Raw genomic sequence first — 26,613 nt, forward strand, 5'->3', positions numbered from 1 at the left:
GGTCCGGCAACAACGGCTCGATTCGCGCCCACTGCGCGTCGCTTAACGGCACACCCGGACCAACGATCAGATGATCCGAACGAAACGGCCTAGCCGACGCCGTCGATGACCGGCGGTGAGAGCGTGGCGATCTCGCGGTCGAAGAAGTCGCCGAAGGGCTCGCCCCGCGCGTAGAGCGACGCGAACCCCGCCCTGGTCTCGGCGATCAGGGCGGGTTCCGCGTACCGCCTGGCCCCGTCCGCGTTTCCCTCGTCGTCGTACTGCACCTCGTACATCACCACGTCACGGGGAATTCGACGACTCGGAGCCGCCGCTGCGCGACGCCCAACTCCTCCGCCTCGGCGAATTACCGGGCGTAGGCCGGACGCCTTTCCTCGATGAGCGCGAGTGCTTCTTCCCAGCGCCCGGCGGCGAATGCCTCCCAGCTCGCGAAACCGCGTTCCTGGAAATGCTGGCCGCGTTCCAGCTTGTCCTGGCTCCTGACGCCGCTTTTGAGGATCCGGAAGAATTCCTCGTGGTAGGCGGGCCGGGCGAGGCGTTCGAAGGTGCCGTTGGGAAAGGAGTCAAACACTGGGAATGTCCGGTTTCGCCGCGATCAGCATGTTTCTCGGGATGACGACGAGTCGCTCGTCGGAGCCGACCGAGACCCCGGCGGGCAGATTCCGCCCGAGGGAAGCCGTCAGATCCCGGCCGATGACGGCGATGTCGCCGTTCTCCAGCTCCCAGATGTCGGGGCAGTCGGGGGTGTCGGTCGTATTCCCCAGCTCCTGAGGTGATTTACCGAGGCGCTTTAAGAATGTGGTGTCGGGATTTGCTTCCCATGGTCTGGTCATGGTTGCCCCCAGGATCGGCTGCGTACTGTCGTACCGCGTGCGGATCGTACCCGCATCGGCGTCACTACAGCCGGAGCGTACCCGATAACCAGCCGTCTGGCATATGCCACGACAACGGCGGCGACCGCCTGCGGATGCCTATCGCAATTCGACTCCCGGTGCAATAATGATCCACACCGGACGTTACCGGTCCTCATATTGGCTCAAAGCCAATATGATCAGATTATTGAATGGTAGGGGGAGCTGTGGATCCGGAACTCGCGGTGCTCACGCGGACCGCCGGAGCCCCCGTGGTCGCCCCGATGGCGACCGACGCCTGGCGGACCACGCGTCACCGCGTCCTGGCACAAGGGCGCCGCGCCCGGACCGGCCGCTTCCAGCCCGGCCGCTTTCAGCCCGCTCGCTTCCAGCCCGCTCGTCTCCGGACCGGCCGCTTCCAGCCCGGCCGCGCCCAAACCCGCCGCGACCAGCGCGTCACCGAGCGGTGAGCGGTACGACCGGCGGGTCCATGGACGGCCGCGCCCAGGACGACGGCCGGGTCTACCAGGCGTCGGGAGATCAGCACATCAGCGAGCACCACCACTACGACGGCGGCCCGCAGGCCCCGGCCGGTCCCGACTCGGTGCGCCGGCCCGCCGTCGGCCGCCCGCCCCTGGTCCTGCGGGACCGCACCGAAGTCCTCGACCGGTTGAGGAGCGCCCTCACCGCGCAGAGCGGCGACGACATCTTCGTGCTGTACGGCATGGGTGGCTGCGGCAAGACCGCGGTCGCCCACGCCTTCTTCCAGACCGCCACCGCCGAGTACGGGCGGGTGGGGCTCTGGGTGAACGCCACGGACCGGGCGAGCCTGCGCTCCGGGATGCTCGCGGTCGCCGCGGACCGCGGCGCGGCCGACGGCGAACTGCTGGCCGCCCGCAACGGCTACCGGCCCGCGGCCGACCTCGTCTGGCGGTACCTCGCCGGCTCCCCCGATCCCTGGCTGCTGGTGCTCGACAACGCGGACGACCCCGCGATCCTCAGCGACGGCAGCTGGCTGCGCACCAGCCCGCGGGGCACGGTGCTGGTGACCACCCGCCGAGCCGCACCCCGCTGGTGGCCCGGCGCGGAACTCCAGCACATCGGCGTCCTGCCGCGCGAGGACGCGGCGCGCCGTCCTGCGCGACCTCGCCCCGCACACCGGCACGCTCGCCCAGGCCGCCGAGATCGCCGACCGCTTGGGCCGCCTCCCGCTCGCGCTCACCCTCGCGGGCGGCTTCCTCTCCCACCAGGTCATAGAGCCCTGGACGATGGATGTGTACGGACGCCATCTGGAGGAAGAACTCCCAGTCCAGTTGCTCGACCGAGGGGCCGATGCCTTGAGTGATGCGGACCCCCGCCATCTGGTGGGACAGACCTGGCAGTTGACGCTCGACGCCTTCGCGGCGCGCGGACTGCCCGAAGCGGTCGACCTGTTGCGTCTGATCGCCCGGCTGGCCCCCGAGCCGCTGCCACTGTCGGTCCTCAACGACGACGGCATCAGCGCCGTATTGCCCCGCGGTCGCGCCGAGTCGGCGCTGCGCGCCCTGCTCGACCACTCGCTCGTCGAACGGGTCGACGTCGGCGACAACGCGGGGCTGCGCTGCGTTCTCGGCCACGGCGTACTGCTCGACAGCGTCGTGGCCGCCACCCCGGCGGCGCAGGCCCCTGTGCTGGACGCGACGGCCGGCCGTCTGCTCGGCGCCGCGCTGCCGGAGGTGCCCGACGCGGGCCCGTACGATCCGCGGCTGCGGCTCCTGGCGCCCCACGTACGCGCACTGCTCCGGCGGACGGGCGAACGGAGGCTGCGCGCCGAGCGTCCGTAGACGCGTCACGCCTGGGCGGCGGGAGTGACGCTGCCCAGCCAGAGGGTGTCGCGGGCGCGGGTCATGGCGACGAAGAGCTGGCTGCGGCCGAGTTCGCGGCGCTCGCGCTCGGTCTCGGAGAGCCCTTCGGCGCCGGTCAGCAGGGAGGTGTCGTACCGCGGAAGGTAGACGCGTTTGAACTCAAGTCCCTTGGCGCGCCGGTAGCTTCCGAGCTTGACGCCCTCGACGGCGTGACCGGCGTAGCGCTCCAGCGGGCAGACCGGGAGGCCGGAAGCCGTGAGGAGGTCGCGGTAGCGGCCGATGGCCCGTACGGAGGGGCAGAGCACGGCGGAGTCGGCCCGCTCGGCGGGGGTCAGGGCCAACAGCGCTTCCAGCAGGGCCCGGTCGTGGTCCTCGACGGTCGGCCGGTCCACGCGCCGCACCTGGCCGTCGTGGTAGGTCAGGTCGACTTCCCTGGCGCCGGAGCTGCGTACGCCGTCGATGTCCTCGAAGGCGTCGTCGGCGACCACCGCGAGGGCCGCGTCGAGGATGTTCTTGCTGTTGCGGTAGTTGGTGCTGAGCACCTGCCCGCGCTCGCCGCGGATGTCGATGCCCGCGTCGGAGAGCCGGAATCCCCCGGGGTAGACGGCCTGTTGCCCGTCCCCGACGAGCAGCAGGCCGTTGGGAGCGTCGCCGATCAGGGCGTGCAGCAGCTTGACCCCGACGAGGGTCAGGTCCTGGACCTCGTCGACGATGACGGCCGCGTACGGCGCGGCCTCGGTGGAACTGCTCGCCTCGGCGAGCGCGAGGGCCAGCACGTCGTTGAAGTCGTGCACACCGCGTTGGACGCGCAGCGACTCGTACGCCTCGTAGAGTCCCCAGACCGCCTGCCGGTGGGGCCTTCGCAGGCCCACCCGACGGCGGCGGCGCGGCAGGACGGCGTATTCCTCGAAGGAGGTGATCCCGCGGCCCTTGATGACGTAGTCGATCTCGTCCTTCCAGTAGCGCGGCAGCGGGTCGAGTTCGGTCAGCGGGCTGTCGCGCCCGGCGTGCGTCCAGGCGAGGCTGAAGGCCGTCTCGGCCTTGTCCCCGTTCAGATTCACCGGCACACCGCGGTCCTGCGTGTACTGCTGCGCCCACGAGTGCAGGCTGCGGAACTCCACCCGGTCGGCGACCGCGGGGGACATCGCGTGCAGGAACGTCTCCTGCACGCGCGGGAGGTTGCTGGCGAAGGTCACGTACAGGACGCGTCCCGTGGTGCGTTGGGCGAGGTAGGACGCGCGGTGCAGACCGACGACGGTCTTGCCCGTACCGGCGGGTCCGCTGATACGGGCGGGGCCGGACCAGTTGCGGCGCACGAGGGCCACCTGGTCCTGGGCGAGGAAGGTCATCCACTGCTCGATCGGTGCCCGCATGGCGGCGTCCAGTGCGGCCTCGCGCATGCCGTCGAGGTCGAACAGCCCTGCGGCGGGCTGATCTTGGCGTCCGGAGCGCGGCACGCTGGACGGCGCCGTAGTCGACGTTGTGGCCGGCTCTGTGACCGGCTCTGTGACGGACGATCCCTCGTACTCGGGGAACACCCGCCCCAGGTGGTCGGCTATGACGCTCACCGAGGCGGCGTTGAGGCGGTGACGCTCCGCCAGCAGATACGGACCGACCTCCCGCTCCCCCAGGAGCCGGATTCTCCCCAGCGCGGTGTCCACGCGCTTGTCGGCGAAGACCATCAGCGGCCGGACCGCGACCGGGGACATCCCCAACGAGGCGACCGCCGTCTCGGCGGCCTTGGTCACCGCCGAGAGCTTGCGCGCGTGCTCGTCCCTCACCTCACCGCCCGCGAGGAGCCGGCCGTCCTCGACCTCCGGGTCGGCGCGCCAGTTCTTGACGTCCACGACGAAGACACCGGCGGGCCCGACCAGCAGCATGTCCACGTTCGCGGACCGCGTACCCGGCCACCGCCGGTCCACCAGAAGCCGCCAGCCGCGCTCGGTCAGCACCAACAACTGTGCGCTGACCCGCTGTTCGCCCTCGCTCGCGCTCTCCCACTGCCGCGCCTGCCGCCGCGCCGCCTGCCACTGCTCCCGCAGCAACCGCTCCTGCCGACGCGCCTCTTGAGCCCGCCGCGAAGCCGATCCCCCCGCCGCCATGGCCCACCCCCTCCCACGTAGCGCGACGATCATAGGACGCTCCGCTACGAAGCGGCAGGGGGCGTCGGCCGGGGCGAAGTGCGGCCGGACCGGCGGCGCGTCGGAAATTCCGGCGCCTCCGTAGTCGTCTCTCGGCCTCAGAGGTCGGCCGTCTGCTGCTGCTCCACGGGGCCGGAGGGCTGGGCGGGGATGCCGGGCGCGCGGTCGTTCTGGAGGAGCCACAGGTCGTGGAAGAGGCCGGGGGTGTCGCGGAGTTGGGCGAAGGTGCCGTACTGGACGAGGCGGCCCTGGTCGAGGACGGCGATCTTGTCGGCGACGGTGACATTGGTGAGGCGGTGGGTGACCAGGACGACCGCGCGGTCGGCGGCGAGGGTGCGCAGGCCGGTGAAGATGCGGTGTTCGGCGCGGGGGTCGAGGGCGGCGGTGGGTTCGTCGAGGACGAGGAGACCGGCGTCGCGGTGGAAGGCGCGGGCCAGGGCGACGCGTTGCCACTGGCCGCCGGAGAGTTCCTGGCCGCCCCACCACTCGCGGGCCAGGAGGGTGTCCAGGCCCGAGCGCAGGGACGTGACGACCTCGTCGGCGCCGGAGGCGTGGGCGGCCGTATCAACCGCCGTGTGCGGGTGGTCGGTTCGGGGCTGGCCCAGGGTGATGTTGTCGCGGGCGGTCAGCGGCCACTTCGCGTACTCCTGGGGTACGACGGCCACGCGTGACCAGGCGGCGTGCGCGTCCAGGGTGCGGGTGTCGGCGCCGTCCCAGACGACGGCGCCGCGGTCGGGGAGGTAGAGGGCGGACAGGAGTTTGCTGAGCGTGGTCTTGCCCGAGCCGTTCTCGCCGACCAGGGCGAGGACTTCGCCGCGCCGCACGTCGAGGCTGACATCGAGCAGGGCGGGCCGGTCGGCGTGCGGGTAGGTGTACGTGAGGCGGTCGGCGCGTACGACGGCCGGGCCGATCGGTACGGTCTCGCCGCGGGCGATCCGGTGGCCACCGGCCTCGTCCAGGAAATCTGACCAGTCGTCAAGGTACATCCCGGTACGGAAGATGATGGCGCCGTAGCCGATGATGCCGCGCAGTCCTGAAGCGACCGTGCGCAGCGCGAACGTCGCCGTGCCCGCGGACGCGACGGACACGCGGCCGGTGCTGATCAGGAAGAGCAGCGCCGCCCAGACCGCTCCGGCCGCGACTCCCCCGGCCAGGCTCCCGACGAGCGACATCTTCGCCGCGCGCCAGGCGGCCCGGTCGGTCGCGGCGTCCACCCGCGCCCCGGCCGCTCGGTACTTGCCGAGCAGGAAGTCGGCCATCGTGCCGGAACGGATCTGGTCGGCGTGCTGCTTGTCGACCAGATTCCACCGCAGGACGCTCAGCAGGCGGCGGTCCTTCATCGTCTCCAGGGACGCGAGGTAGTTCAGCCGCGCCCCCCGTACGCCCGCGATGGCCTGCGGCAGCGCGGCCAGGACGAGCAGCGGCAGCAACACGGGGTGGACGCTGGTCAGTACGGCCGCGGCGGCGATCAACGATGCGGCGGCGGCGAGGATGTTCTGGGACTGGTTGAGCATGTCCTGCGAGACCTCGACGCCCCGGTCGGCCGCGTCCCAGCGGTCGTTGTAGCCAGGGTGGTCGTACGCCGTCAGCTCCGCGTGCGTCGCCGCGTCCAGCAGCCGCAGCTCCGCCTCCCGCGAGATCCGCGGTGCCAGGCGCGTGGACAGACCGGTGACGGCGATGCCCAGCACCGCCCGTACGCCCGCCGCCGACGCCAACAGGGCCAGGGAGGGCGCGGCTTGGCGGAGGCGTTCGTCGATGTGGCCCGACGCGATGACGGCCGTGATCGTGCCGGTTACCGCCAGCAGGCCGAGCGCCTCCAGCACGCCGGACAGGACCTGGCAGGCGAGCAGCGCGGTGACCGCCTTGCGGTCCACGTGCCAGGCCATGCCGAGCGCCCGGCGCACCAGTTGGGGCAGTCGGCGGGCCATGGCGCGCAGCGTGATCGCGTAACCGGCCTCCTCGCTGCGGTCGCCAGGAAACGTCAGGCGCAACTCCTCGTCGGGTACGGCCTTTTCGTCGTCGCCGACAGCAGCGGTGCGCGCCGTGGATGTGGCCGTGGGGGGTTGGCCGGTCGTCGGAGGCTCTTCGGTCATCGGGGGTTCGGTCATCGGTGTACGCCCTTCGCCGTGACGTGGCGGTCGGCACCGGACCGGCTCGGCGGAAGGAGGACGAAGGCACCGGCTCGGCCCGCCCGGCTCGCGCCGACGCGACGCGGCCCACCAGTCTGCTCCAACCGCCCCGCCGCCACCCCCCGCTCGCGAAGCCCCGGTCGGCGCAAGGACGCAGCCGCCGCCTCGACGGCGTACGCCGGTCCGCTACGGCCCGCGCCGTCCGCCGCGAAAGCGCCCGGCCGACGACGCGGCACCGCGCCTGTGGCGAGTTCGGGCGGCTGATTGGGGGGAAGGAGCGGGGGCACGCGTTCTGGCATGGACCACAGTGCGGGTGAAGCGGGGGGACCGGCGTTCGTGCTGGGGGGCGGCGGGGCCCTCGGGGCGTACGAAGTGGGCATGCTCAAGGCCCTGTTCGCGCAGGGGGTGAAGCCGGGGATGGTGCTCGGGACCTCCGTCGGAGCGATCAACGGGGCCGCCGTGGCCGCCGAGCCGTCGCAGACCGCCGTCGGCCGGCTGATCGAGCTGTGGACGGGGCTGGGCAAGGCCGGGGTGTTCGCCGGTTCGCTGATGGGCCGCGTGAGCACCGCCGTGCGGAGCCGTACGCACCTCTACACCCCGGCGCCGCTGGTCGACCTCCTGCGTGAGCACGTACAGGTCGCGCTCATCGAGGAGTTGGAGGTGCCCTTCCAGTGCGTGGCGGCGAGCATCGAGAACGCCGCCGAGCACTGGTTCGACCGCGGCCCGCTGATCGAGGCGGTGCTCGCCTCGTCGGCCGTGCCCGGACTGCTGCCGCCGGTCGACGTCGACGGCGAGCACTTCGTGGACGGCGGCCTCGTCAACAGCATCCCGGTGGGCAGGGCCGTCGCCCTGGGCGCGCGCGAGATCTACGTCCTCCAGGTCGGCCGCATCGAACGGCCGCTGACCCCGCCGAAGTTGCCGTGGGACGTCGCCATGGTCGCCTTCGAGATCGCCCGCAGGCACCGGTTCGCCCGCGACATGGCCGACCTGCCGTCGGACGTGACCGTGCACGTACTGCCCAGCGGGGCGGCATCCGGTGAAGCGGCCGGGGCGCTGGGCCAGTTGCGGCACCGGGCCTTCGGGCAGACGGCGGACCGTATCGAACGGGCCTACGCCGCGTCGTCGCGGTATCTGGAGAGCGCGCTCGACGGGGCCGCCCCCAAGTCCCTTGTCCCGGAAGGCTCCGGCGCCGAGGACCCGCACTCCGCCGAGGGTCCGGCGTGACGGGCCTCGACTCGGGCCTGAACGCGGGGACGGGTCCGGCTAGTTCAGGCACGGGTCCAGGTACGGGTCCAGCGAGTACGGGCCCGGCGGGTGCAGGTACGGACGCGCTCGCGAGCGCCGACCCGGCCGCGCGGGTCCGGCCGTCGACCCGTACCCGTACCGCTGCCGCTGCCGCGGGCGCCGCGCTGGTCACAGCCGCCCGGCGTACGGTCACCACCGCGCTCGTGGTCGCGCTGATACCGGTGGCCGCGGCGCTCCTCATCACCGTGACCGTACTCAGCGCGCCCGTGTCGATCCCGTCGCGCGGCGCGTGGCGGCCGACGCGTATGGCCGGATTCCTGCTCGTCTACCTCGTCGTGGACCTCACGGGAGTGCTGGCGGCCTCCGCGCTCTTCCTGCACCACCCCCGGGCGGACCGGGACCGGCGGGCGGCCGAGGCGTTCGCGCTCCTCGCGCGGCTGCTGGCCGTACTGCGCAAGGTGGCGGACCGGCTGTTCCGGCTGGAGGTGGAGATGACGCCCGCGCTGCCCGTGGGCGACCGGCCGCCGGACGTACCGCTCGTGGTGTTCGTCCGGCACGCGGGTGTCGGCGATTCGTTCCTGCTCCTCCAGACGCTGCTCACCGACGTACGCCTGCTGCCGCACACCGTGCTGAAGGGCGTCCTGCGCGCCGATCCGTGCCTCGACGTCCTGCTCGGCCGGGTCCCGCACTGCTTCCTGCCCCCCGCGCACGGCACCGCCGAGGACGCGATCACCGAACTGGCGGCGGGGCTGCGGTCGCGCGACGCGCTCGTGATCTTCCCCGAGGGCGGCAACTTCACCCCGCGCCGCCACCGCCGCGCCATCGCCAGCCTGCGCCGCCTCGGCCAGTACCGGCGCGCGGCCCGCGCGGCCCGGCTGCGGTACGTGCTGCCGCCGCGGGACGCCGGAAGCCTCGCCGTACTGGCCGCCGCGCCCACCGCCGAGGTGGTCTTCGTCGTCCACTCCGGCCTCGACGTCATCGCGTCCGCGCGCGCCGCCTGGGACTTCCTGCCGTTCCGCCGCCCGGTGCGGGTCCACTGGTGGCGGATACCGGCGGCCGAGGTCCCGGTCGGGGACGCGGCTCGCAGCGAGTGGCTGCTCGGGCAGTGGGAGCGGATGGACCGGTGGACGGCGGAGCAGGCGGTCGCGGCGACGCCGCACGTATAGAGGGCGCGCGTACGGGGGTTCGCCGTACGGGGGTCGCGCGTGCGGCGGCTCATGTAAAGGGGTCCACGCGTACCGGGGCTCACGCGGAGAGCCGGGGGTCGTACGGCGATCCGTACGGCCCCCGGCCCCAGCGCCCTCAAGAACCCTGTCTCACAAGGTGCGTTCGAGGCGGTCCGCGACCAGCTTCACGAAGCGGGAGGGGTCGGGGAGTTCGGCGCCCTCGGCCAACAGGGCTAGCTGGTGGACGAGTTCGGTGGTCTCTTCGAGGGCCGGGTCGTCGGGACGCTCGGCGTGGGTGCGGTTGAGGCCGACGACCAGCGGGTGCTTGGGGTTGAGTTCGAGAATCCGCTTGGCGTGCGGGATCTCCTGGCCCATGGCGCGGTAGATGTTCTCCAGCGCCGGTGACACGTCGTTGGTGTCCGAGACGACGCAGGCAGGCGAGACGGTGAGCCGCGAGGAGAGGCGTACGTCCTTGACCTGCTCGCTCAGCAGTTCCGTCATACGGGCGAGCAGGCCCGCGAACTCCTCCTGCTGCTTCTCCCGTTCGGTCCCCGCCTCCTGCTTCTCCTCCTCCGTGCCGAGATCGACCTCGCCCTTGGCGACGGAGCGGAACTGCTTGCCGCCGAACTCCGGTGCCGTGTCGACCCAGACCTCGTCCACGGGGTCGGTCAACAGCAGCACCTCGATGCCGCGGGCCTGGAACGCCTCCATGTGCGGGGAGTTCTCGACGGCCTGCCGCGATTCGCCGGTGACGTAGAAGATGTGCTCCTGGCCGTCCTTCATCCGCTCGACGTACTGCGCGAGCGTCGTCGGCGCGTCCTTGTCGTGCGTGCTGGCGAAGGAGCTGACGCCGAGGATCGCGTCACGGTTCTCGAAGTCGCCGAGCAGTCCCTCCTTCAGGACGCGGCCGAACTCCCGCCAGAATGTGGCGTATTGCTCGGGCCGCGCGGCCATCATGTCCTTGACCGTCGACAGCACCTTCTTCGCCAGCCGACGGTGCATCAGCTCGATCTGGCGGTCCTGCTGGAGGATCTCGCGCGACACGTTCAGCGAGAGGTCCTGCGCGTCGACGACTCCCTTGACGAAGCGGAGGTACGGCGGCATCAGCGCTTCGCAGTCGTCCATGATGAAGACGCGCTTCACGTAGAGCTGGACGCCGCGCTTGTAGTCGCGCATGAACAGGTCCTGCGGCGCGTGCGCCGGGATGAACAGCAGCGCCTGGTACTCGAAGGTGCCTTCCGCGTGGAGGCGGATGATCTCCAGCGGGTCGTTCCAGTCGTGGCTGATGTGCTTGTACAGCTCGTGGTAGTCGGCGTCGCTGACCTCCTCGCGGGAGCGGGCCCACAGGGCCTTCATGGAGTTCAGCGTTTCGAGCTGGGGCTCGGGCTTGGGAGCCGCCGCGTCAGTACCGTCCTCGGCGTCGCCTTCGGTGTCGGTGTCGGTATCGGCGCCGGTGTCGGTGTCGGTGTCGCCTCCGGGCGCGGGCTCCGCGGCCATCCTGATCGGCCAGGTGATGAAGTCCGAGTACCGCTTGACGATTTCCTTGATCTTCCACGGCGAGGTGTAGTCGTACAGCCGGTCCTCGGCGTCCTCCGGCTTCAGCCGCAGCACGATCGCCGTCCCCTGCGGGGCGTCCTCGACGGTCTCCACGGTGTACGTCCCCTCACCGCTGGACGTCCACCGCGTGCCCTCGGTCTCCCCCGCGCGGCGCGTCAGCAGCGTGACCTCGTCCGCCACCATGAAGCTCGCGTAGAACCCGACCCCGAACTGGCCGATCAGGCCCTCTGCGGCGCCCGCGCCCTCGGCCTCCTTCAGCTCCCGCAGGAACTTCGCCGTCCCCGAGTTGGCGATCGTCCCGATGAGCTGGACCACTTCCTCCCGGGACATCCCGATCCCGTTGTCCCGCACGGTGAGCGTACGGGCCTCCCGGTCCACCTCCAGCCCGATGTGCAGGTCCGACACGTCCACGTCCAACTCGCTGTCCCGCAGCGCTTCGAGCCGCAGCTTGTCCAACGCGTCCGAGGCGTTGGACACCAACTCGCGCAGGAACACGTCCTTGTTGGAGTAGATCGAGTGGATCATCATCTGCAGAAGCTGACGCGCTTCCACCTGGAACTCGAACGTCTCGGTCGGCATGGTCCGCTGTTCCTTCTCACATCACCGGCTGACAGGCACTGACCGCAGCACTGTAGATGAGCCCCCGCCGCCCGCACGTCAGCCTTCGCGGCCCGCGATGAGTTTCCGCCTCGCCGCCGGTCCTACGTGGTGAACGCCCGCGGACGTCCCCGGCCGGGGCGCGCCACCGAAAGCTGCTGAACAGGCGGTATCCACGATGGACAAGCGATTCACCGCGACCCTGCTGAAAAGCCCGAACAAGGGCGGCTGGACCTATGTCGTCTGGCCCGAGTCCGCCGCCTTCTTCGGCACCCGCGGCCTCGTCAAGGTCCGCGGCACGATCGACGGCCACCCCTTCCAGAGCTCCTTCATGGCCCTCGGCGACGGCACCCACAAACTCCCCGTCACCGCCGAGCTGCGCAAAGCCATCAGCAAACAAGAGGGCGACACCGTCACGGTCCACCTCCAAGAGCGCCTCCCCTCCTAGCCCCGCCCCGCCCCGCAAAAAACCACAAGGCGGGTACCCGAACGGTGCTAGACGGGTGCCGAGTTGACGGACCTGCGCGCTCTCGGTCGCGCGCCGTTATGACGTATGCGCGCCGCCCGCGATCGCGGCTCTGACGACGGTGACGGTGTCGAAGGCGTCGCCCAGGGAGCACAGCACGTCGCCGTCTATCGCGTGCAGTTCGAGGCGGTGGACCTGACGCGTCGTGCCGCCCTGGCCGATGGCGACGGAGTCCTCGCGCTCGACGACGCGGATGTCCGGCCAGGGGTGGACGTCGATCCGGGCCGGGCGGGTGATGACGATGCCGCCGTCGAAGACGTGCAGCCGCGGGATGCGGTTGTCGCGGCGCTTCTCGTAACGGAACGCGGTGATCGGCAGCGCGAGGGCGAGGACGAGGAAGGTGACGCCGATCGAGGTGACCACCGGGTTGTACGGGTGGAGGACCAGGCCGATGCCGGGCGCGAGCAGGACGACCGCGAGGCCGAAGGCGACGCAGCCGACGTCACCGCCGCCGAGCGCGTGGACGGCGCGGGACTCGCCGAAGCCGTGCCGTTGGGCGAGTCGGGCGACTTCGCGCAGGGTGGCCGGGCCGTTCGTCCCCGCCGCGTCCCGCGAACCGCCGCCCGTATCCGTACCCGTACCCGTATTCGTACCGGCTGCCGCTCCCGTGTCCGTCATCGCCCTGCCGCCTCTCCCCCGCGCGCGGCCGCGTACCAACGGCCGTGCCTCTCCTGCTCCTTACCCGCGGGCGGGGGTGCCGTACCTCCGCCTAGGAGGTACGGCTGCCTGTACGGCTACGCGTACGCCTATACGGCCGCGGCGCGCGGCTCGCGCCACATCGGCCACATGTGAGGCCCGTCCGGGAGGTCGATCGTGCGGCCGGTGAAGACGAAGCCGAGCCGCTCGTACAGGCCGCGGCTGCGCTCGCTGCTGGCCTCCAGATACGCGGACAGGCCGTCGCGGTCGCAGCGTTCGAGGACGGCGGAGATCAGTTCGGTGCCGCGGCTCTGGCCCTGCAACTCCGCGTCCACGGCGATGAGCAGCAGGTATTCGTGGGCGGGGCCCGTGGGGTGGCCCTCGCCGAGGATGCGGGCGATCTGCTCGACGCGCTCGTTGTCCGGGTCGACCGCCTCGCGGAAGGCGGCGGGGTCGTCGTCGTCCGCGTGCGCCTGGGCGTCCTCGGGCGCGTCGCTGGTCGCGGGTATCGACATCCACAGGGCGACCGCCTTGCCGTCCTCCGTCATGTCGACGTAGCCGTCGGCGAGTACCTGGTCGGCGAAGGCGCCCATCAACGACGCGTGCTTGCGCAGCCGGTGCTCAGGGTCGGGGAAGACCCAGCTACTCACGGGGTCGTTCCTGAACACCTTGTCCAGCACCCCGACCACGACCTCCCGGTCGTCCGCCCCGGCCCTCCGGATCGCCACACCCATCGCCCTGTCCGCCCTTCACGTCGTCGTCCTGTGTCGTCTCACGTTGTCGGTGCGCGCTGCACCGCACGCGTCTGATCAACTGATCTTGCGCGTACGGCGGTTGCAGCCTAGAGGGTGCGGCCCGGTGTGTCCGGGCGTGCCGGGGAAGAGGGCGGAGACGGTCCTTCCCCGCGGGGCCGGAGGTTCAGACCGTACGCACCTGGACGACGGCGTACGTCCCGCTCGTACGCCAAGCCGCTTCGTTCGCCGCGCTGTTGGCGTCGAGCGCGGTGACCGTACCGGTGTCGAGGCCGACGATGACATCGGACTTGAGGGTGCGCAGGGCGGCCAGCGGACTCGGGAAGTAGCCGGTGGGCAGGGAGAACTCGGTCGTCGGGGACCACAGGCGGTCGCCCACCAAGCGGCGGTAGTTGAGGTCGCCCTTGAGCACCGTCAGTGTGGCGCGGCCCAGTTCGGCCCGCAGATCGGCGGGCATGTCGGCGTACGGCAGCGGCGCGCAGGCGAACGGGTGCGCGCGGACGACGAGTCGGCCGGTGCCCAGCGCCAACCACAGCCGCGCGCCCGTCTCCCGCGCTCTGCGGCCCGGTGCCTGCCCGATCCGGCGCAGGCAGTCGACGACGTCCGAGGTCGTCGCGTCCGAGACGAAGTACGGGTACGGCTTCACGTGCAGGACCGCGGTGGCGGCGCGGCCGGTGTGCAGGAGATGGTCGATCAGGATCAGGTCGGGGATCAGCTCGCGGCCCGCGTTGTCGGCGATCACGGTCACCGCCGCGGTGCCGGGCGGGGCGGCGGCGAGGTGCCGCCAGAGGGCGGCGCTGTCGTCGGCGAGGAGGTCGTCGGAGGGGGTGCTTGTGGGGGCGTGGGTGGGGGACGCGTTCACGGAGGGCGTGTTCGTGGAGGACGTGTTCGCGGAGGACGCTTCCGCCGTAGGAGCTTCTGCCGAAGGCGCTTTCGTGGAGGACGTGTTCGCCGTAGACCCGTTCGCCGTAGACCCGTTCGCGGAGATGCGGAAGCCGAGGTCCGCGCGGTTGCCCCACAGGGCGCCTTGGAGGACAGCGCGGTCCCGGTCGTCCGGGGCGAGGTCGTCGAGCGCGTCGAGGGCGGCCAGTTCGTCGGCGACCTCGGGCCCGGTCAACTCGGCGCGCTTGAACGGCGCGAAGGGGTCGACGCCCTGCCACGGCCCCGGCCCGAAGTAGCCGACCGCGTCCAGCAGCCTGCGGTAGAAGTAACTCTCGGCCCACAGGAAGGGCACCTCGTACCACGACGCACGGCCGACGTACGCCTCCGCGCCCCATTCGGCCCACCGTCGGATGTCGTCGGTGCGGGAGTCGGTGCCGGTGCGGGTGTCAGTGCCGGTGTGGGTGTCGGTGCCGGTGTGGGTCGACAGCGGGCCGATCGACGGGCCCGAGGTCGCGTCGGCCGAGGCGGGCGCGGCCGTCTCCTCCGCGAGCGCGTCGAGTGCGCGGCGCTGCTCGGGCGGGTACGGGAAGGCGTCCGCGACCTGCCTGATCAACGCCGGGTGGCGGTCGGCCAGCACGCTCCTGGCGAAGGAGCCGGGCGTACCGCTCATGACGACGGGGGCGGCGGGGGCCGCGGGGTCTGACAGGCCGGCGGGGTCTGACAGGCCGGATGGGCCGGATTCGAACGGGACGTCTCCTGTTTCGCGCACCGTTCAAGAATGGCAGGGGGTGGGGCTGGCCCCACCCCCGACCGGCCGGGCTGCCGGATGCCGCGAGAGGGGTGCCGAGCGGGATCGTCTAGGCATCAGGACGGAACGGTCCCCACCGCGATGATTCGAGGCCAGCGATGACCGCCAGCACATTCCCCCACGCCACTCAGAGCGCCGCCGCTCAGGCGTCCGCCGCGCAGACATCCGCCACTCAGGCCGCCGCCACTCAGGCGTCCACCGCGCAGCCGCACTCCTCTCCTCCCGCCGCCGCGTCGCAGGCCCGGCCCGGCCTGCTGGCGGCTCCGGACGCCGGGCATCCCGCGTACGGTTCGCCCGCGAAGGGTCCAGGGCCCGGCCGCGTCCCGCCCGGCTTCTGGCGCGCGCCCTTCTCCGCCGTCACCTTCCGCGAGGTCGGTTACGCGCTCACGTCGCTGCCGATCGCCATCGCCGGATTCGTCTTCGCCGTCACGATGTTCGCCCTCGGTACCAGCCTCGCCCTCACCGCGATCGGGGTGCCCGTCCTGGCCGCGATGCTGACCGGGGCCCGCGCGCTCGGCGGCGCCGAACGCGCCCGCGCCAGGAGCCGGCTCTCCCTCCGCGTCGGCGAGCCCGCCCCCGTACCCGCGCCCCGTACCCCCGGCCGCTGGGCCGCCATGACCGCCAGGCTCCGCGACGCCTCGGCCTGGAAGGCCCTCCTCTTCCAGGTCCTCATGTTCCCCTGGCGCATCGCGAGTTTCGTCCTCACCCTGACCTTCCTCGTCACCGGCTGGACCGTCGCCCTCTACCCCGCCTACGCCTGGGTCTTCCCCCGTTACGTCGACTGGCCCGGTTACCGCCTCTTCGAGTACACCTCCGGCGGCGTCCACCACGCCTACTACCTCTCCTCCCCCCTCCAGATCGCCGGCGCCTCCCTCCTCGGCCTCCTCCTCGTCTTCCTCACCCCGCCCCTCGTCCGCGCCCTCACCACCGTCGACCGCGCCGCAATCCGCTCCCTGCTGTCGTAGGGCGGGGCCCGCACCCGCGCGAAATGAGGGACCGCACTCCGCAGAGGGACCGTCATACTGGGCGCCTGGCCAGACGGGGGACGCGAGGAGGCGGCTGGGCGTGCAAGGCCCGAACGACACGAGCGGCACGAGCGATACGAACGGCACAATCGATACGAGCGCCTCGCACGGCTCCAACGGCTCCAACGGCTCCAACGGCTCCAACGGCTCCAACGGCTCCAACGGCACAGCGACAGGCGCCGACGCGAAAGCGACCCGCATCGGAAGCTACGTCGTCCTTCGCAAGCTCGGCGAAGGCGGAATGGGCCTGGTGTACCTGGCCCGTTCGCGGGGAGGCCGCCACGTGGCGGTAAAGGTGGCGCGGCCGGAACTGGCCGCGGACCCGTCCTTCAGGGAGCGCTTCCGCGCCGAAGTCGCCGCGGCGCGCATGGTGGGCGGTTTCCACACGGCGCCGGTGGTGGACGCGGACCCGGACGCGGAGGCCCCCTGGCTGGCGACGGCGTACGTGCAAGGTCCGACGCTCGGCCAACTGCTCGCCGCGCGGGGCCCGATGGGCGAGGAACAGCTCAAGGCGCTGGGCGCCGCGCTCGCCGAGGCGCTGGAGGCGATCCACCGCTGCGGTCTGGTGCATCGCGATCTCAAACCAGGCAACATCATCATGGCCGAAGACGGCCCGCGCGTACTGGACTTCGGCATCTCACGCGCCGTCGAGAACACCCGGATCACCACCACGGGCACCTCCTTCGGCACCCCCGGCTTCCTCGCCCCCGAGCAGGCCGAGGGCCGTGACGTGGACGGCGCCGCCGACATCTTCGCGCTCGGCGCGGTCCTGGTGGCCGCCGCGGGCGGCAGCGCCTTCGGCGGCGGCACCCCGGTCGCCCTGATGTACCGCTCCGTGCACCACGAGGCCGACGTCTCCGCGGTCCCGGAGGCGATCCGCCCGATGGTCGCGGCCTGCCTCACGAAGGAGCCGTCCCACCGCCCGAGCACAAACCAACTCCTCGACTGGTTCGGCGATTCGGGTACGGCCGAGGCGGGTACGGGCGACGCCCCGCACCGCACCGGGGACGCGGCCCCCCGTACCTCGGACCCGCGGACTCCCGTACCCCCGCCTCCTCCGGCCGCCGCCAACCCGTACGCCTCAGGGGCCGTTCCGCCGCCTCCCTCGTACGCGCCCGGCGTCCCCGGTCCGTCGATCCCGCCGTCGACCTCGCTGGCCACGGCCTACCCGGCGCATTCGCCCGCCCCGGTCCCGGGCGTCCCGGCCTGGTCGCCGGAGGACGACGTCCCCGAATTCCTGGCGATGGACCGGAAGAACGCACTACTTGCGGACGATTACGGCATCTCCCTCGGCGAGAACGGCCAGACCGTCGACCTCCCCTGGCCGATGATCCGTTTCGCCGAGTGCGTCGTGGAGGACCACGAATCCGTCTTCCGGATGGCCGTCGTCCTGACGAACGGCACCATCCGCACCGGCCGCGTGTCCAGCCGCAGCCTGGCCGAACTGACCGAGTGGGCCATGCGGTTCACCCTGGTGCGCGACCGCTACCTCCGCCAGTAGCCGTTTCCCACGGCCGCAGCGGTGAGCCGCGCGGGCGCCAACTCCGTATCCAGCGGAGGCGCGAAGGCCCCGCGCCTCCGCTTCCACGACGGCGCGGAGCCGCGCGCGCCGCCCCGGCCCGGAAGCCGGACGCGTATCCGACGCGGACCGGCGACCGCCCGAAATGCCCCGCCACGCACCGCTTGTCACGCACGCTTGGCGTGTGGGCCGGCCGTTTCCGGGTCGGACGGGCAAGCGAGGCGAGGGAGACGGCCATGGGCGAGGCGACGCGGGACACGGAGACGGGCACGGCAGCGGGCGCGGGTACGGGCTCGGACGCGGGGTCAGGCGCGGGCACGGGCTCGGACGCGGGCTCCGCCGAAGGCTCGGGCACGGGATCAGGCGCCGATCCCGGCACGGGCTCCGGCACGGGCTCCGGTATCGGCTCCGGTACGGGCACGGCCGCAGGCAGGATCGTCGTCGGGGTCGACGGCTCGGAACCGTCGCTCAAGGCGCTGCGCTGGGCCGCGCGGCAGGCGGCCCTGACCGGCGCCGCGCTGGAAGCGGTCATCGCGTGGGAGATGCCGTCGGCGTACGGCTGGGCCGGGCTGCCGGGGCTGCCCGACGACGTCGATCTGGAGGCCAACGCGGACCAGATCCTGGCGCGGGCCGTCGAGGCGGCCCTCACGCCCGAACAGGCAGCGACCGTCACCCGCCGTACCGTGCTCGGCAACCCGGCCCAGGCCATCCTCGACAGCGGTGAGGGCGCCGACCTGATCGTGGTGGGCGTGCGCGGCCACGGCACCTTCCGCTCCACCCTCCTCGGCTCGGTCAGCCACACGGTCACCGTGCACGCCTCGTGCCCCGTCGTGGTCGTACGCGGCACGGCGGGCACGGCCCCCGCGGGCGGCGCGTCGTAGCGGCGGGGCGATGATCCGCGGCGGCCGGGGCACGGAGTTATCCACAGGCTGTGAAGAGTGGGTGCCCGAATGTGGTCGGGGCGGAGCATCATGGGGGCATGAACGAGATCACCGGATCCCCGGCGGGGTCCATGCCGGAGTGGGAGAAGCGCTTTCGGGCGCCGCGGGTCGGGCTGCCCGAGTGGGCCGAGGACGCCCCGGACCGCAGCCTGTTCGTGTCGAACGTGACGGGGACGTACGAGCTGTACGCCTGGGACCGGACGACGGGCGAGCGACGGCAGGTCACCGACCGGCCGAACGGGACGACGGACGGCACGCTGAGCCGGGACGGCGCGTGGGTGTGGTGGTTCTCGGACACGGACGGGGACGAGTTCGGGATATGGATGCGGCAGCCCTTCGCGGGCGGTGAGGACGTACCGGCGGCGCCCGGCCTGGAGGCGTCCTACCCGGCCGGTCTCGCGCTGGGCCCCGGCGGCCTGGCCGTGGTCGGACGGTCCACCGACGACGAGGGCACGTCGGTGTACGTGGTGCGGCCGGACAGCGAGCCGGTCGAGGTCTACCGGCACGCGGAGTCGGCGAGCGTCGGCGACCTCTCGGAGGACGGCACGCTGGTCGTGATCGAGCACACCGAGCACGGCGACGCGATGCACAGCGCGCTGCGGGTGCTGTCGGTCGCGGACGGCTCGACGGTCGCGGAGCTGGACGACACCGACGGCGGCCGGGCCGAGCTGGGCCTGGACTGCCTGGGATTCGCCCCCGTCGTCGGCGACACCCGCCTCCTGGTCGGACACCAGCGGTCCGGCCGCTGGCTGCCGATGATCTGGGACACCGCGACCGGCGTGGAGACGCGGCTGGCCATAGACCTGCCCGGTGACGTGCACGCCGAGTGGTATCCGGACGGCTCGGCGCTGCTGGTCGTCCACGACTACCAGGCGCGCGGCGAGATGTTCCGGTACGACCTGGCGGCCGGCACCCTGGCGCGGCTCGACACCCCGCCGGGTTCGGTCAGCGGCGCCACCGCCCGGCCCGACGGGACGGTGGAGTACCTGTGGTCGTCGGCGCAGCGCCCGCCCGCGGTGCGGTCCACGACCGGCGCCGTCGTGCTGGAGGCGCCGGGGCTGCGGGCGCCGGAGTCGGTGCCGGTGGAGGACGCGTGGGTGGAGGGTCCCGGCGGCCGGATCCACGCGCTGGTCCAGAAGCCGGTCGGCGAGGGGCCGTTCCCGACCGTGTTCGAGATCCACGGCGGTCCCACCTGGCACGACTCGGACTCCTTCGCGGCGGGTCCCGCGGCCTGGGTCGACCACGGCTTCGCGGTGGTCCGGGTGAACTACCGCGGTTCGACCGGCTACGGCCGGGAGTGGACGGACGCGCTCAAGCACCGCGTCGGCCTGATCGAGCTGGAGGACATCGCGGCGGTCCGCGAGTGGGCCGTGTCCTCGGGCCTCGCCGACCCGCGGCGGCTGGTCCTGTCCGGCGGCTCCTGGGGCGGCTATCTGACCCTGCTGGGCCTTGGCACCCAGCCGGAGGCGTGGACGGTGGGCATAGCGGCGGTCCCGGTCGCCGACTACGTGGCCGCGTACGCCGACGAGATGGAGGCCCTCAAGTCCCTGGACCGCACCTTCTTCGGCGGCTCCCCCGAGGAGGTCCCCGACCGCTTCGAGGCGTCCTCCCCGCTCACCTACGTCGAGCGGGTCGCCGCCCCCGTCTACATCAGCGCGGGCATGAACGACCCGCGCTGCCCGATACGCCAGATCGACAACTACGTCGAGCGGCTTCGGGAGCTGGACAAGCCGCACGAGGTGTACCGGTACGACGCGGGGCACGGTTCGCTGGTCGTGGAGGAGCGGATCAAGCAGGTCCGTCTGGAACTGGCCTTCGCGCTGAAACACGCGGGCGGGTAGGCGGCAGGGCGGTAGGGGGCCGGTGGCCGACCGGGGTTGGACCAGCGCGGGTCCGACCCCGGGCCAGCCCCGGGCCTCCGGCCGGGCGAGCGGGCGGATGCGCGTACGGCCGGACAGCTGGACACGCGCCTCGGCGGACGAAAGGCGCCCGGACAGTCAGCCGGGCCAGCACACGGCTGGAAGTGCGGCCAGGGCGCGCCTCGGCGTCCGGCCCTAGGCGTCGGCGGACGCAGACGCGGTGACCACAGCGTCCGCCCGGCCCGCGCCGGAGGCGTCCGGCCCTGATTCCGCCTTCGGCCCGGACCCCGGCTCGTCGTCACCGTCGTCGGGGACGAGACCCAGCGCGGCGTCGGCGCGTGTCTCGGCCTCGCGGCGGGCCAGTCGGAACCACATGAAGACGACGAAGCCGGCGAAGACGAACCACTCACCGGTGTAGCCGAGGTTCTGGAACGCCTTGATGTCCAGACCGCTGTTGGGGGCCGCCGCCGGGGGCACCGCCTTCAGCGGCGCGGTGGGGTCGCTCGCGGTGATCCAGCCGCTGTAGACGGGGTAGGGCAGCACATTGACCAGCGAGGCGGCGCTGATCATGCCGAGCTGTCCGGAGGGCAGCGCGCCGTTGGACTGCACGCCGTCGGTGCCGGTGCTCTCCGGGTACTGGAGGGCGCCGGTCACGGTGACCTCGCCGGTCGGCGCGGCCGGTACGGCACCGGTACGCGCGGCGGCGGAGGCGTCGCCCGGCAGCCAGCCGCGGACGACGGGCAGGGCGGCGCCGTCCGCGCCGACCCGCAGGGGGGTCAGTACGTAGTAGCCGTCGTGGCCGTCGAGGGTGCGGCCGGGGACCAGGAGCTGATGGGAGGAGTCATAGCGGCCGGTCGCGCTGACCGAACGACCCGAGGCGCCGTCGGGCACCTGGGTGCGCGGCTGCGGCAGCAGTGTCGCCAACGGCACCGCCGCCTCGGCGACGGCCTTGCCCTGGGCGTGCTCGGCGCTCTTGTGGGAGTCGACCCGCAGCTCGAACCGGCTCAACTGCCAACTGCCCATGAAGACGCAGAACGGCACGGCGAGCAGCGACAGCACGCTGACCGCCAGCCAGCGCGGGGTGAGCAGGAACCGGTACACACCACAACGGTACGGGGGGCCGTTCGCGGCCCCGCAACCGGGGACCCGCACCGGCCCGGAGCCGACGCCGGGCGCGCGGCCAGGCGCAGGGCTCGGCCTCCGGTGACCAGGAGCGCCGGTCCTGGTCCCGCGAGGTGCGGGGAGGGGGTCCGGGGAGAGTTCCCCGAAGTACCCGGAGTCGCCGAAGTACCCGCAGTGCCCGGAGGCCCTACGAGCCGGAGCCGGTCGCTCCCGAGTCGGTTCCGGTGCCGCCGCTCGTCCCCGTACCGGGGGTGGTGTTGCCGCTGGTGGTGCCGGGGAGCGCGGCCGTCGTGTAGAGGGTGCCCGCGCAGGCGTTCTGGATGACGGGGCCGTCGACGACGGGGGCGCCCGCGGCCGGGGTGTGGTTGAGGGCGACGCTGCCGGGGGGCGGGCTGGTCGGCGGGTCACCGCTGCCCAGCTGGGTGGAGGCGCCGTTGCTGCCGCTGCCACTGCCCGTGCCGGTGCCCGGGTCGGAGCCGGTGGGGCCGCCGGTGCTCGCGGGGTCGCTCGACGTCGGCGTGGGTGTCGGGGTGGTCGGCGGCGTGGTGGGCGTCGTGGGGCAACCTCCGGTGCCGTTGCCCGCGGGGATCCACGCGAACTGCACCTCGTAGGTGTCACCCGGTGCGAGCACCACGGGTCCGTCGACGCCGGAGGGCAGCCTGCTCGCCGGGTCGCCCGGAGTGTGGCCGACGACCTGGATACGGGAGGGGTCGGCCGAGCCCTCGGCGAGGACCTGCACCTGCCCGCTGCCGGGGACCGTACAGGGGACGCCGGAGACGTTGGCGACGCGGAACCAGCCGTAGACGCGGCCGGAGGAGTCCGGGGAGTCGGCGGAGCTGGTGCCCTGGCCGAGCTGGACGCTGGAGCAGTCGGGCGCGGAGACCGCCGCCGAGTCCGAGGGGGTGGTGGTCGCGGGCGGCGGATCGTCGGTGGGGCTCTTCGTCGAGGTGCCCGCGCCGCCGGTGCCGGTGGCCGCCTGACCCGAGGAGGGGCCGCCCGCCCAGTAGTTGGTGTGGCCGTCCTGGCCGGGGGCGGAGGCGTGGGTGCTGGAGACGTTCGCCGGGAGGGCGTTGGTGCTGCTGGAGGTGTCGGCGGCGTGGATCAGCGCGGGCACCGCCATGCCGGCCAGGACCACGGCCGCGGCGGCACCGGCCAGCGCCTGCCGACGGTGCTGCCTGCGGGCCGGGACCGCGCGCCGCAGGTGGTCGAGCGCCTCGGGGGACGCCTCTATGCCCTGGACGGCGTTGTGCAGCAGCGCCCGCAGCGCCGCCTCCTCCGGGGTGTGCTCGACGCCGTCGGCACTGTCGAGGTCGAGTTCGAGACTGGCGAAGTCGAAGCCGCCGTCGAGGCCGAAGAGGCCGTCGGCACCGGAGCCGTAGCCGGACGCACTGTCGGAGCCCGAGGCGGAAGTGCGGGCGGAGCCGGAGCCCGAGGCGGAAGCGCCGTCCGAGCCCGAGGCGGAAGCGGCGGCGGGGGAGCCGAAGCCCAGGTCGCGGCCCCGGCCCTCGCCGTGGTCCGCGCCCTTGCCCTGGTCCTGATCCTGGTTCTTGTTCTGGTCTTCCATACCATGCGCGTCGTCGGGGGTGGTCATGCCGTCGCCTCCATCGCGACGCGCAGCGCCGCGATGCCTCGCGAACCGTACGCCTTCACCGAGCCCAGGGAGATACCCAGGGTCTCGGCGACCTGCGCCTCGGTCATGTCGGCGAAGTATCGCAGCACCAGCACCTCGCGCTGCCTGCGCTGAAGCGTACGCATCGCGGCCTTGAGCTGGTCGCGCTCCAGGATCTCGTACGCGCCCTCCTCCGCGCTCGCCATGTCGGGCATCGGCTTGGAGAGCAGCTTCAGGCCCAGGATGCGGCGGCGCAGGGCGGAGCGGGAGAGGTTGACGACCGTCTGGCGCAGATAGGCCAGGGTCTTCTCCGGCTCGCGGACCCGGCTGCGGGCGGAGTGCACCCGGATGAACGCCTCCTGGACCACGTCCTCGCAGGAGGCCGTGTCGTCCAGCAGCAGCGCGGCGAGGCCGAGCAGTGAACGGTAGTGCGCACGGTAGGTCTCGGTGAGGTGGTCGACCGTGGTGCCTACTGCCATCGCCGAGTCAGAGTCCTCGCCTTCCGCGGCCGTGACCCGCACGACCGGCCAGGGCGCGATCACCGGGATGCCACCGGAGAGCGCACCGGACGCCGACGCGCGTGGACGCGGCAGCCGGGGCGGCGTGATCGTCCCGTGCCGTCCGAATGCCGTCTCGATACCCAGTGCCTCCGCCACGACTGTTGGACACGCATCCCCCCCTCAGGGTTGTACGCGCAAGACACGCCGCTCGACGGAGCGTCAAATATCCCCATGCGTACCAGCTCTTCCTCAACGCCCTGTTTGCACCGACGCTTCCCCCCGGACCACGCTCGGTGTGCAGCACCTTAGGGACCAGACCATAGGGCAGTGCGCTGACACAAAGACGCTCCCCCGAGCGAGTCGGTTCCCGCGGGGGAATGCAAAGTCTCCAACGTTCGGGTACGTGAGTTCAAGTGGTCCAGACCAGCAACTTCGTCCCCGTGCACATTGCCGAGGACGCGCCCGAGCGGCCTCAGACGGCGATGTCCGCCGCCACCACCTCGGCGATCTGGACGGCGTTCAGCGCCGCGCCCTTGCGCAGATTGTCGCCGCAGACGAACAGTTCGAGGGCGCACGGGTCGTCGAGCGAGCGCCGTACGCGCCCCACCCACGTGGGATCGGTGCCGACCGCGTCCGCGGGCGTCGGGAACTCACCCTGCCCCGGGTCGTCGGAGACCACGACACCCGGCGCGTTCCGCAGGATCTCGTGCGCCCGCGCGACCGTCACCTCGTTCTCGAAGCGCGCGTGCACCGACAGCGAGTGGGTCGTGATCACCGGCACCCGTACGCAGGTCGCCGTGGCCCGCAGATGGGGCAGCCCGAGGATCTTGCGCGACTCGTTGCGTACCTTCATCTCCTCCGACGACCAGCCGTCGTCGCCCGCGAGCGAGCCCGCCCACGGCACCACATTGAGCGCCAGCGGCGCCGCGAACGGCCCGAAGTCGCCCACCGTGCGGCGCAGATCACCCGCCTGCGTGCCCGCCTCCGTCCCCGCGACCTTCGTCATCTGGTCGCGCAGCGCCGCGATCCCGGCCTGCCCGGCGCCCGAGGCCGCCTGGTACGACGAGACGATCAGCTCGGTCAGCCCGAACTCGGCGTGCAGCGCGCCGACCGCCACGATCATCGACAGCGTCGTGCAGTTGGGATTGGCGACGATGCCGCGCGGGCGCATCCGTACCGCGTGCGCGTTGACCTCGGGCACCACCAGCGGCACCTCGTCGTCCATCCGGAAGGCGCCCGAATTGTCCACCACGACCACGCCCTTGGCCGCCGCGATCGGCGCCCACCGCGCGGCCACCTCGTCGGGCACGTCGAAGAGCGCGACATCGATCCCGTCGAAGGCCGCCTCGTCGAGCGCGACGACCTCCGCCTCGGTACCGCGCACCGGCAGCAGCCGCCCGGCCGAGCGCGCGGACGCGACCAGCCGGATCTCCCCCCACACGTCCTGGCGCGTGCTGAGGAGTTCGCGCACCACCGTGCCGACCGCTCCCGTCGCCCCCACCACGGCGAGCGACGGTCGCGGCGCGGCGCTCATCGCCCGGTCCCTCCGTAGACGACCGCTTCGTCGCTGTCGCTGTCCAGGCCGAACGCCGAGTGCACGGCCTGCACGGCGGGCTTCACGTCGTCGACCCGGGTCACCACCGAGATACGGATCTCGGATGTCGAGATCAGCTCGATGTTGACGCCCGCGTTGGACAGCGCCTCGAAGAAGGTCGCCGTGACACCGGGGTTGGTCTTCATGCCCGCGCCGACCAGCGAGATCTTGCCGATCTGGTCGTCGTAGCGCAGCGAGTCGAAGGCGATGACCGTCTGCGCCTTGGTCAGCGCCGCCATCGCCTTCTGGCCCTCGGCCTTGGGGAGCGTGAAGGAGATGTCGGTGAGCGCGGTGGCCGCGGCCGACACGTTCTGGACGATCATGTCGATGTTGATCTCGGCGTCCGCGATGGCCCGGAAGATCGTCGCCGCCTCGCCCGGCTTGTCCGGCACGCCGACCACCGTGATCTTGGCCTCGGACGTGTCGTGCGAGACGCCGGAGATGATCGCCTGCTCCATCGGACTGTCTCCCTGTGCTGACTCGTACGCGGCACGCGCTTGCTGCGGTCGCGGAAGGTTCGCGGGCCGTTCGCTGCTCACCCAGGTGCCGGGCAGCCCGGAGAACGACGACCGTACGTGGATCGGGATGTTGTAGCGGCGCGCGTACTCCACACACCGGTGCAGCAGCACCTTGGAGCCGGAACTGGCCAGCTCCAGCATGTCCTCGAAGGCGATCCAGTCCATCTTGCGGGCCTTCTTGACCACCCGCGGGTCGGCCGTGAAGACGCCGTCGACGTCCGTGTAGATCTCGCACACCTCGGCGTCCAGCGCCGCCGCCAGCGCCACCGCGGTGGTGTCCGAGCCGCCGCGCCCGAGCGTGGTGATGTCCTTCTTGTCCTGCGAGACACCCTGGAATCCGGCGACGATCGCGATGTTGCCCTCGTCCAGCGCCGTACGGATACGGCCGGGCGTGACGTCGATGATCCGCGCCTTGTTGTGCACCGAGTCGGTGATCACCCCGGCCTGGCTGCCGGTGAACGACTGCGCCTCGTGCCCGAGGTTCTTGATCGCCATCGCCAGCAGCGCCATCGAGATGCGCTCACCGGCGGTCAGCAGCATGTCGAACTCGCGCCCCGCGGGAATCGGTGACACCTGCTCCGCGAGATCGATCAGCTCGTCCGTCGTGTCGCCCATCGCGGACACCACGACGACCACTTGGTGGCCCGCCTTCTTGGTGTCGACGATCCGTCGGGCGACGCGCTTGATGCCTTCGGCATCGGCGACGGAGGAGCCGCCGTACTTCTGCACGACAAGGCCCACGTGCGCTCCTCGCTCAGGGATTCCCAGGGGGTGCCGGGGGATTTCCAGGGG

General features: G+C 72.1%; 21 protein-coding genes and 1 pseudogene. 8 read left to right on the top strand and 14 right to left on the bottom strand.

Annotation, left to right across the window (positions count from 1 at the left end):
* Positions 1-89: 89 nt before the first annotated feature.
* From ACIP4Z_RS04590 to ACIP4Z_RS04600, 3 genes are all read right to left on the bottom strand, one after another.
* Positions 90-275, bottom strand: coding sequence for a DUF6879 family protein (locus ACIP4Z_RS04590; RefSeq protein ID WP_401305972.1), 186 nt, complete (start codon positions 273-275; stop codon positions 90-92).
* A gap of 71 nt (positions 276-346) precedes the next feature.
* The gene (locus ACIP4Z_RS04595) at positions 347-571 is read right to left on the bottom strand and encodes a hypothetical protein (RefSeq protein WP_401305073.1); all 225 of its coding nucleotides are present in this window, start codon (positions 569-571) and stop codon (positions 347-349) included.
* A complete protein-coding gene (locus ACIP4Z_RS04600) occupies positions 564-833 on the bottom strand; it encodes a hypothetical protein (RefSeq protein ID WP_355335978.1) in 270 nt (89 codons plus the stop codon). Before ACIP4Z_RS04600 ends, ACIP4Z_RS04595 begins: the two co-directional genes overlap by 8 nt.
* Positions 834-1,341: 508 nt before the next feature.
* Between ACIP4Z_RS04600 and ACIP4Z_RS04605 the strand changes: the two are divergent.
* Positions 1,342-2,644, top strand: a pseudogene (locus ACIP4Z_RS04605) (NB-ARC domain-containing protein); the annotation flags it as partial.
* Positions 2,645-2,679: 35 nt separating this feature from the next.
* Here the strand turns inward: ACIP4Z_RS04605 and ACIP4Z_RS04610 are convergent.
* Together ACIP4Z_RS04610 and ACIP4Z_RS04615 are read right to left on the bottom strand one after the other, a co-directional pair.
* Positions 2,680-4,740 (bottom strand): UvrD-helicase domain-containing protein, encoded by a 2,061-nt coding sequence (locus ACIP4Z_RS04610; RefSeq protein ID WP_401305075.1) that lies wholly within the window; start codon positions 4,738-4,740, stop codon positions 2,680-2,682.
* 194 nt (positions 4,741-4,934) lie between these two features.
* Positions 4,935-6,929, bottom strand: coding sequence for an ATP-binding cassette domain-containing protein (locus ACIP4Z_RS04615; RefSeq protein WP_401305077.1), 1,995 nt, complete (start codon positions 6,927-6,929; stop codon positions 4,935-4,937).
* Between the two features lie 333 nt (positions 6,930-7,262).
* On the opposite strand from ACIP4Z_RS04615, the gene ACIP4Z_RS04620 reads away from it, so the two are divergent.
* On the top strand, positions 7,263-8,189 hold the full coding sequence (locus ACIP4Z_RS04620) for a patatin-like phospholipase family protein (RefSeq protein WP_355335972.1): 927 nt from the start codon (positions 7,263-7,265) through the stop codon (positions 8,187-8,189).
* A gap of 224 nt (positions 8,190-8,413) precedes the next feature.
* Entirely contained in the window at positions 8,414-9,376 is a 963-nt protein-coding gene (locus ACIP4Z_RS04625) for a hypothetical protein (protein ID WP_401305079.1), read from the top strand.
* A 150-nt stretch (positions 9,377-9,526) separates the two neighbouring features.
* Here ACIP4Z_RS04625 and htpG read toward each other — a convergent pair whose 3' ends face one another.
* Positions 9,527-11,512 (bottom strand): molecular chaperone HtpG, encoded by a 1,986-nt coding sequence (gene htpG / locus ACIP4Z_RS04630; protein WP_401305081.1) that lies wholly within the window; start codon positions 11,510-11,512, stop codon positions 9,527-9,529.
* Positions 11,513-11,708: 196 nt separating this feature from the next.
* Here htpG and ACIP4Z_RS04635 point away from each other — a divergent pair, with 196 nt between their 5' ends.
* Positions 11,709-11,978, top strand: a complete 270-nt coding sequence (locus ACIP4Z_RS04635) for a DUF1905 domain-containing protein (protein WP_391042525.1) — start codon at positions 11,709-11,711, stop codon at positions 11,976-11,978.
* Positions 11,979-12,074: 96 nt separating this feature from the next.
* Here ACIP4Z_RS04635 and ACIP4Z_RS04640 read toward each other — a convergent pair whose 3' ends face one another.
* From ACIP4Z_RS04640 to ACIP4Z_RS04650, 3 genes are all read right to left on the bottom strand, one after another.
* Positions 12,075-12,674 (bottom strand): hypothetical protein, encoded by a 600-nt coding sequence (locus tag ACIP4Z_RS04640; protein ID WP_401305083.1) that lies wholly within the window; start codon positions 12,672-12,674, stop codon positions 12,075-12,077.
* Positions 12,675-12,802: 128 nt separating this feature from the next.
* A complete protein-coding gene (locus ACIP4Z_RS04645; RefSeq protein ID WP_401305085.1) occupies positions 12,803-13,426 on the bottom strand; it encodes a GNAT family N-acetyltransferase in 624 nt (207 codons plus the stop codon).
* A 184-nt stretch (positions 13,427-13,610) separates the two neighbouring features.
* Positions 13,611-14,996: an ARMT1-like domain-containing protein gene (locus tag ACIP4Z_RS04650; protein WP_401305087.1), complete on the bottom strand. Its 1,386-nt coding sequence runs from the start codon at positions 14,994-14,996 to the stop codon at positions 13,611-13,613.
* A 236-nt stretch (positions 14,997-15,232) separates the two neighbouring features.
* On the opposite strand from ACIP4Z_RS04650, the gene ACIP4Z_RS04655 reads away from it, so the two are divergent.
* The 4 genes from ACIP4Z_RS04655 (at position 15,233) to ACIP4Z_RS04670 (ending at position 20,460) form a co-directional block, all read left to right on the top strand.
* On the top strand, positions 15,233-16,099 hold the full coding sequence (locus ACIP4Z_RS04655) for a sensor domain-containing protein (protein WP_401305089.1): 867 nt from the start codon (positions 15,233-15,235) through the stop codon (positions 16,097-16,099).
* A gap of 301 nt (positions 16,100-16,400) precedes the next feature.
* Positions 16,401-17,660: a protein kinase gene (locus tag ACIP4Z_RS04660; protein WP_401305974.1), complete on the top strand. Its 1,260-nt coding sequence runs from the start codon at positions 16,401-16,403 to the stop codon at positions 17,658-17,660.
* A gap of 419 nt (positions 17,661-18,079) precedes the next feature.
* Positions 18,080-18,559, top strand: a complete 480-nt coding sequence (locus ACIP4Z_RS04665) for a universal stress protein (RefSeq protein WP_391159583.1) — start codon at positions 18,080-18,082, stop codon at positions 18,557-18,559.
* A gap of 98 nt (positions 18,560-18,657) precedes the next feature.
* Positions 18,658-20,460, top strand: a complete 1,803-nt coding sequence (locus ACIP4Z_RS04670) for a prolyl oligopeptidase family serine peptidase (protein WP_401305091.1) — start codon at positions 18,658-18,660, stop codon at positions 20,458-20,460.
* A gap of 213 nt (positions 20,461-20,673) precedes the next feature.
* Here the strand turns inward: ACIP4Z_RS04670 and ACIP4Z_RS04675 are convergent, their stop codons facing one another.
* The 5 genes from ACIP4Z_RS04675 to ACIP4Z_RS04695 all read right to left on the bottom strand — a co-directional run bounded on the left by ACIP4Z_RS04675 (position 20,674) and on the right by ACIP4Z_RS04695 (position 26,562).
* The gene (locus ACIP4Z_RS04675) at positions 20,674-21,579 is read right to left on the bottom strand and encodes an SURF1 family protein (RefSeq protein WP_401305092.1); all 906 of its coding nucleotides are present in this window, start codon (positions 21,577-21,579) and stop codon (positions 20,674-20,676) included.
* A gap of 208 nt (positions 21,580-21,787) precedes the next feature.
* Positions 21,788-23,191: a hypothetical protein gene (locus ACIP4Z_RS04680; RefSeq protein ID WP_401305094.1), complete on the bottom strand. Its 1,404-nt coding sequence runs from the start codon at positions 23,189-23,191 to the stop codon at positions 21,788-21,790.
* On the bottom strand, positions 23,188-23,865 hold the full coding sequence (locus ACIP4Z_RS04685) for a SigE family RNA polymerase sigma factor (RefSeq protein ID WP_391042510.1): 678 nt from the start codon (positions 23,863-23,865) through the stop codon (positions 23,188-23,190). The genes ACIP4Z_RS04680 and ACIP4Z_RS04685 overlap by 4 nt, the downstream gene beginning before the upstream one ends.
* Positions 23,866-24,181: 316 nt before the next feature.
* Positions 24,182-25,243 (bottom strand): aspartate-semialdehyde dehydrogenase, encoded by a 1,062-nt coding sequence (locus ACIP4Z_RS04690; RefSeq protein ID WP_401305096.1) that lies wholly within the window; start codon positions 25,241-25,243, stop codon positions 24,182-24,184.
* Positions 25,240-26,562 carry an aspartate kinase gene (locus ACIP4Z_RS04695; RefSeq protein WP_355335948.1) on the bottom strand — a complete coding sequence of 441 codons (1,323 nt, stop codon included), beginning with the start codon at positions 26,560-26,562 and terminating at the stop codon, positions 25,240-25,242. The genes ACIP4Z_RS04690 and ACIP4Z_RS04695 overlap by 4 nt, the downstream gene beginning before the upstream one ends.
* Positions 26,563-26,613 lie beyond the last annotated feature (51 nt).

The organism is Streptomyces sp. NPDC088910 (assembly GCF_044749865.1).
Lineage (GTDB): Bacteria > Actinomycetota > Actinomycetes > Streptomycetales > Streptomycetaceae > Actinacidiphila.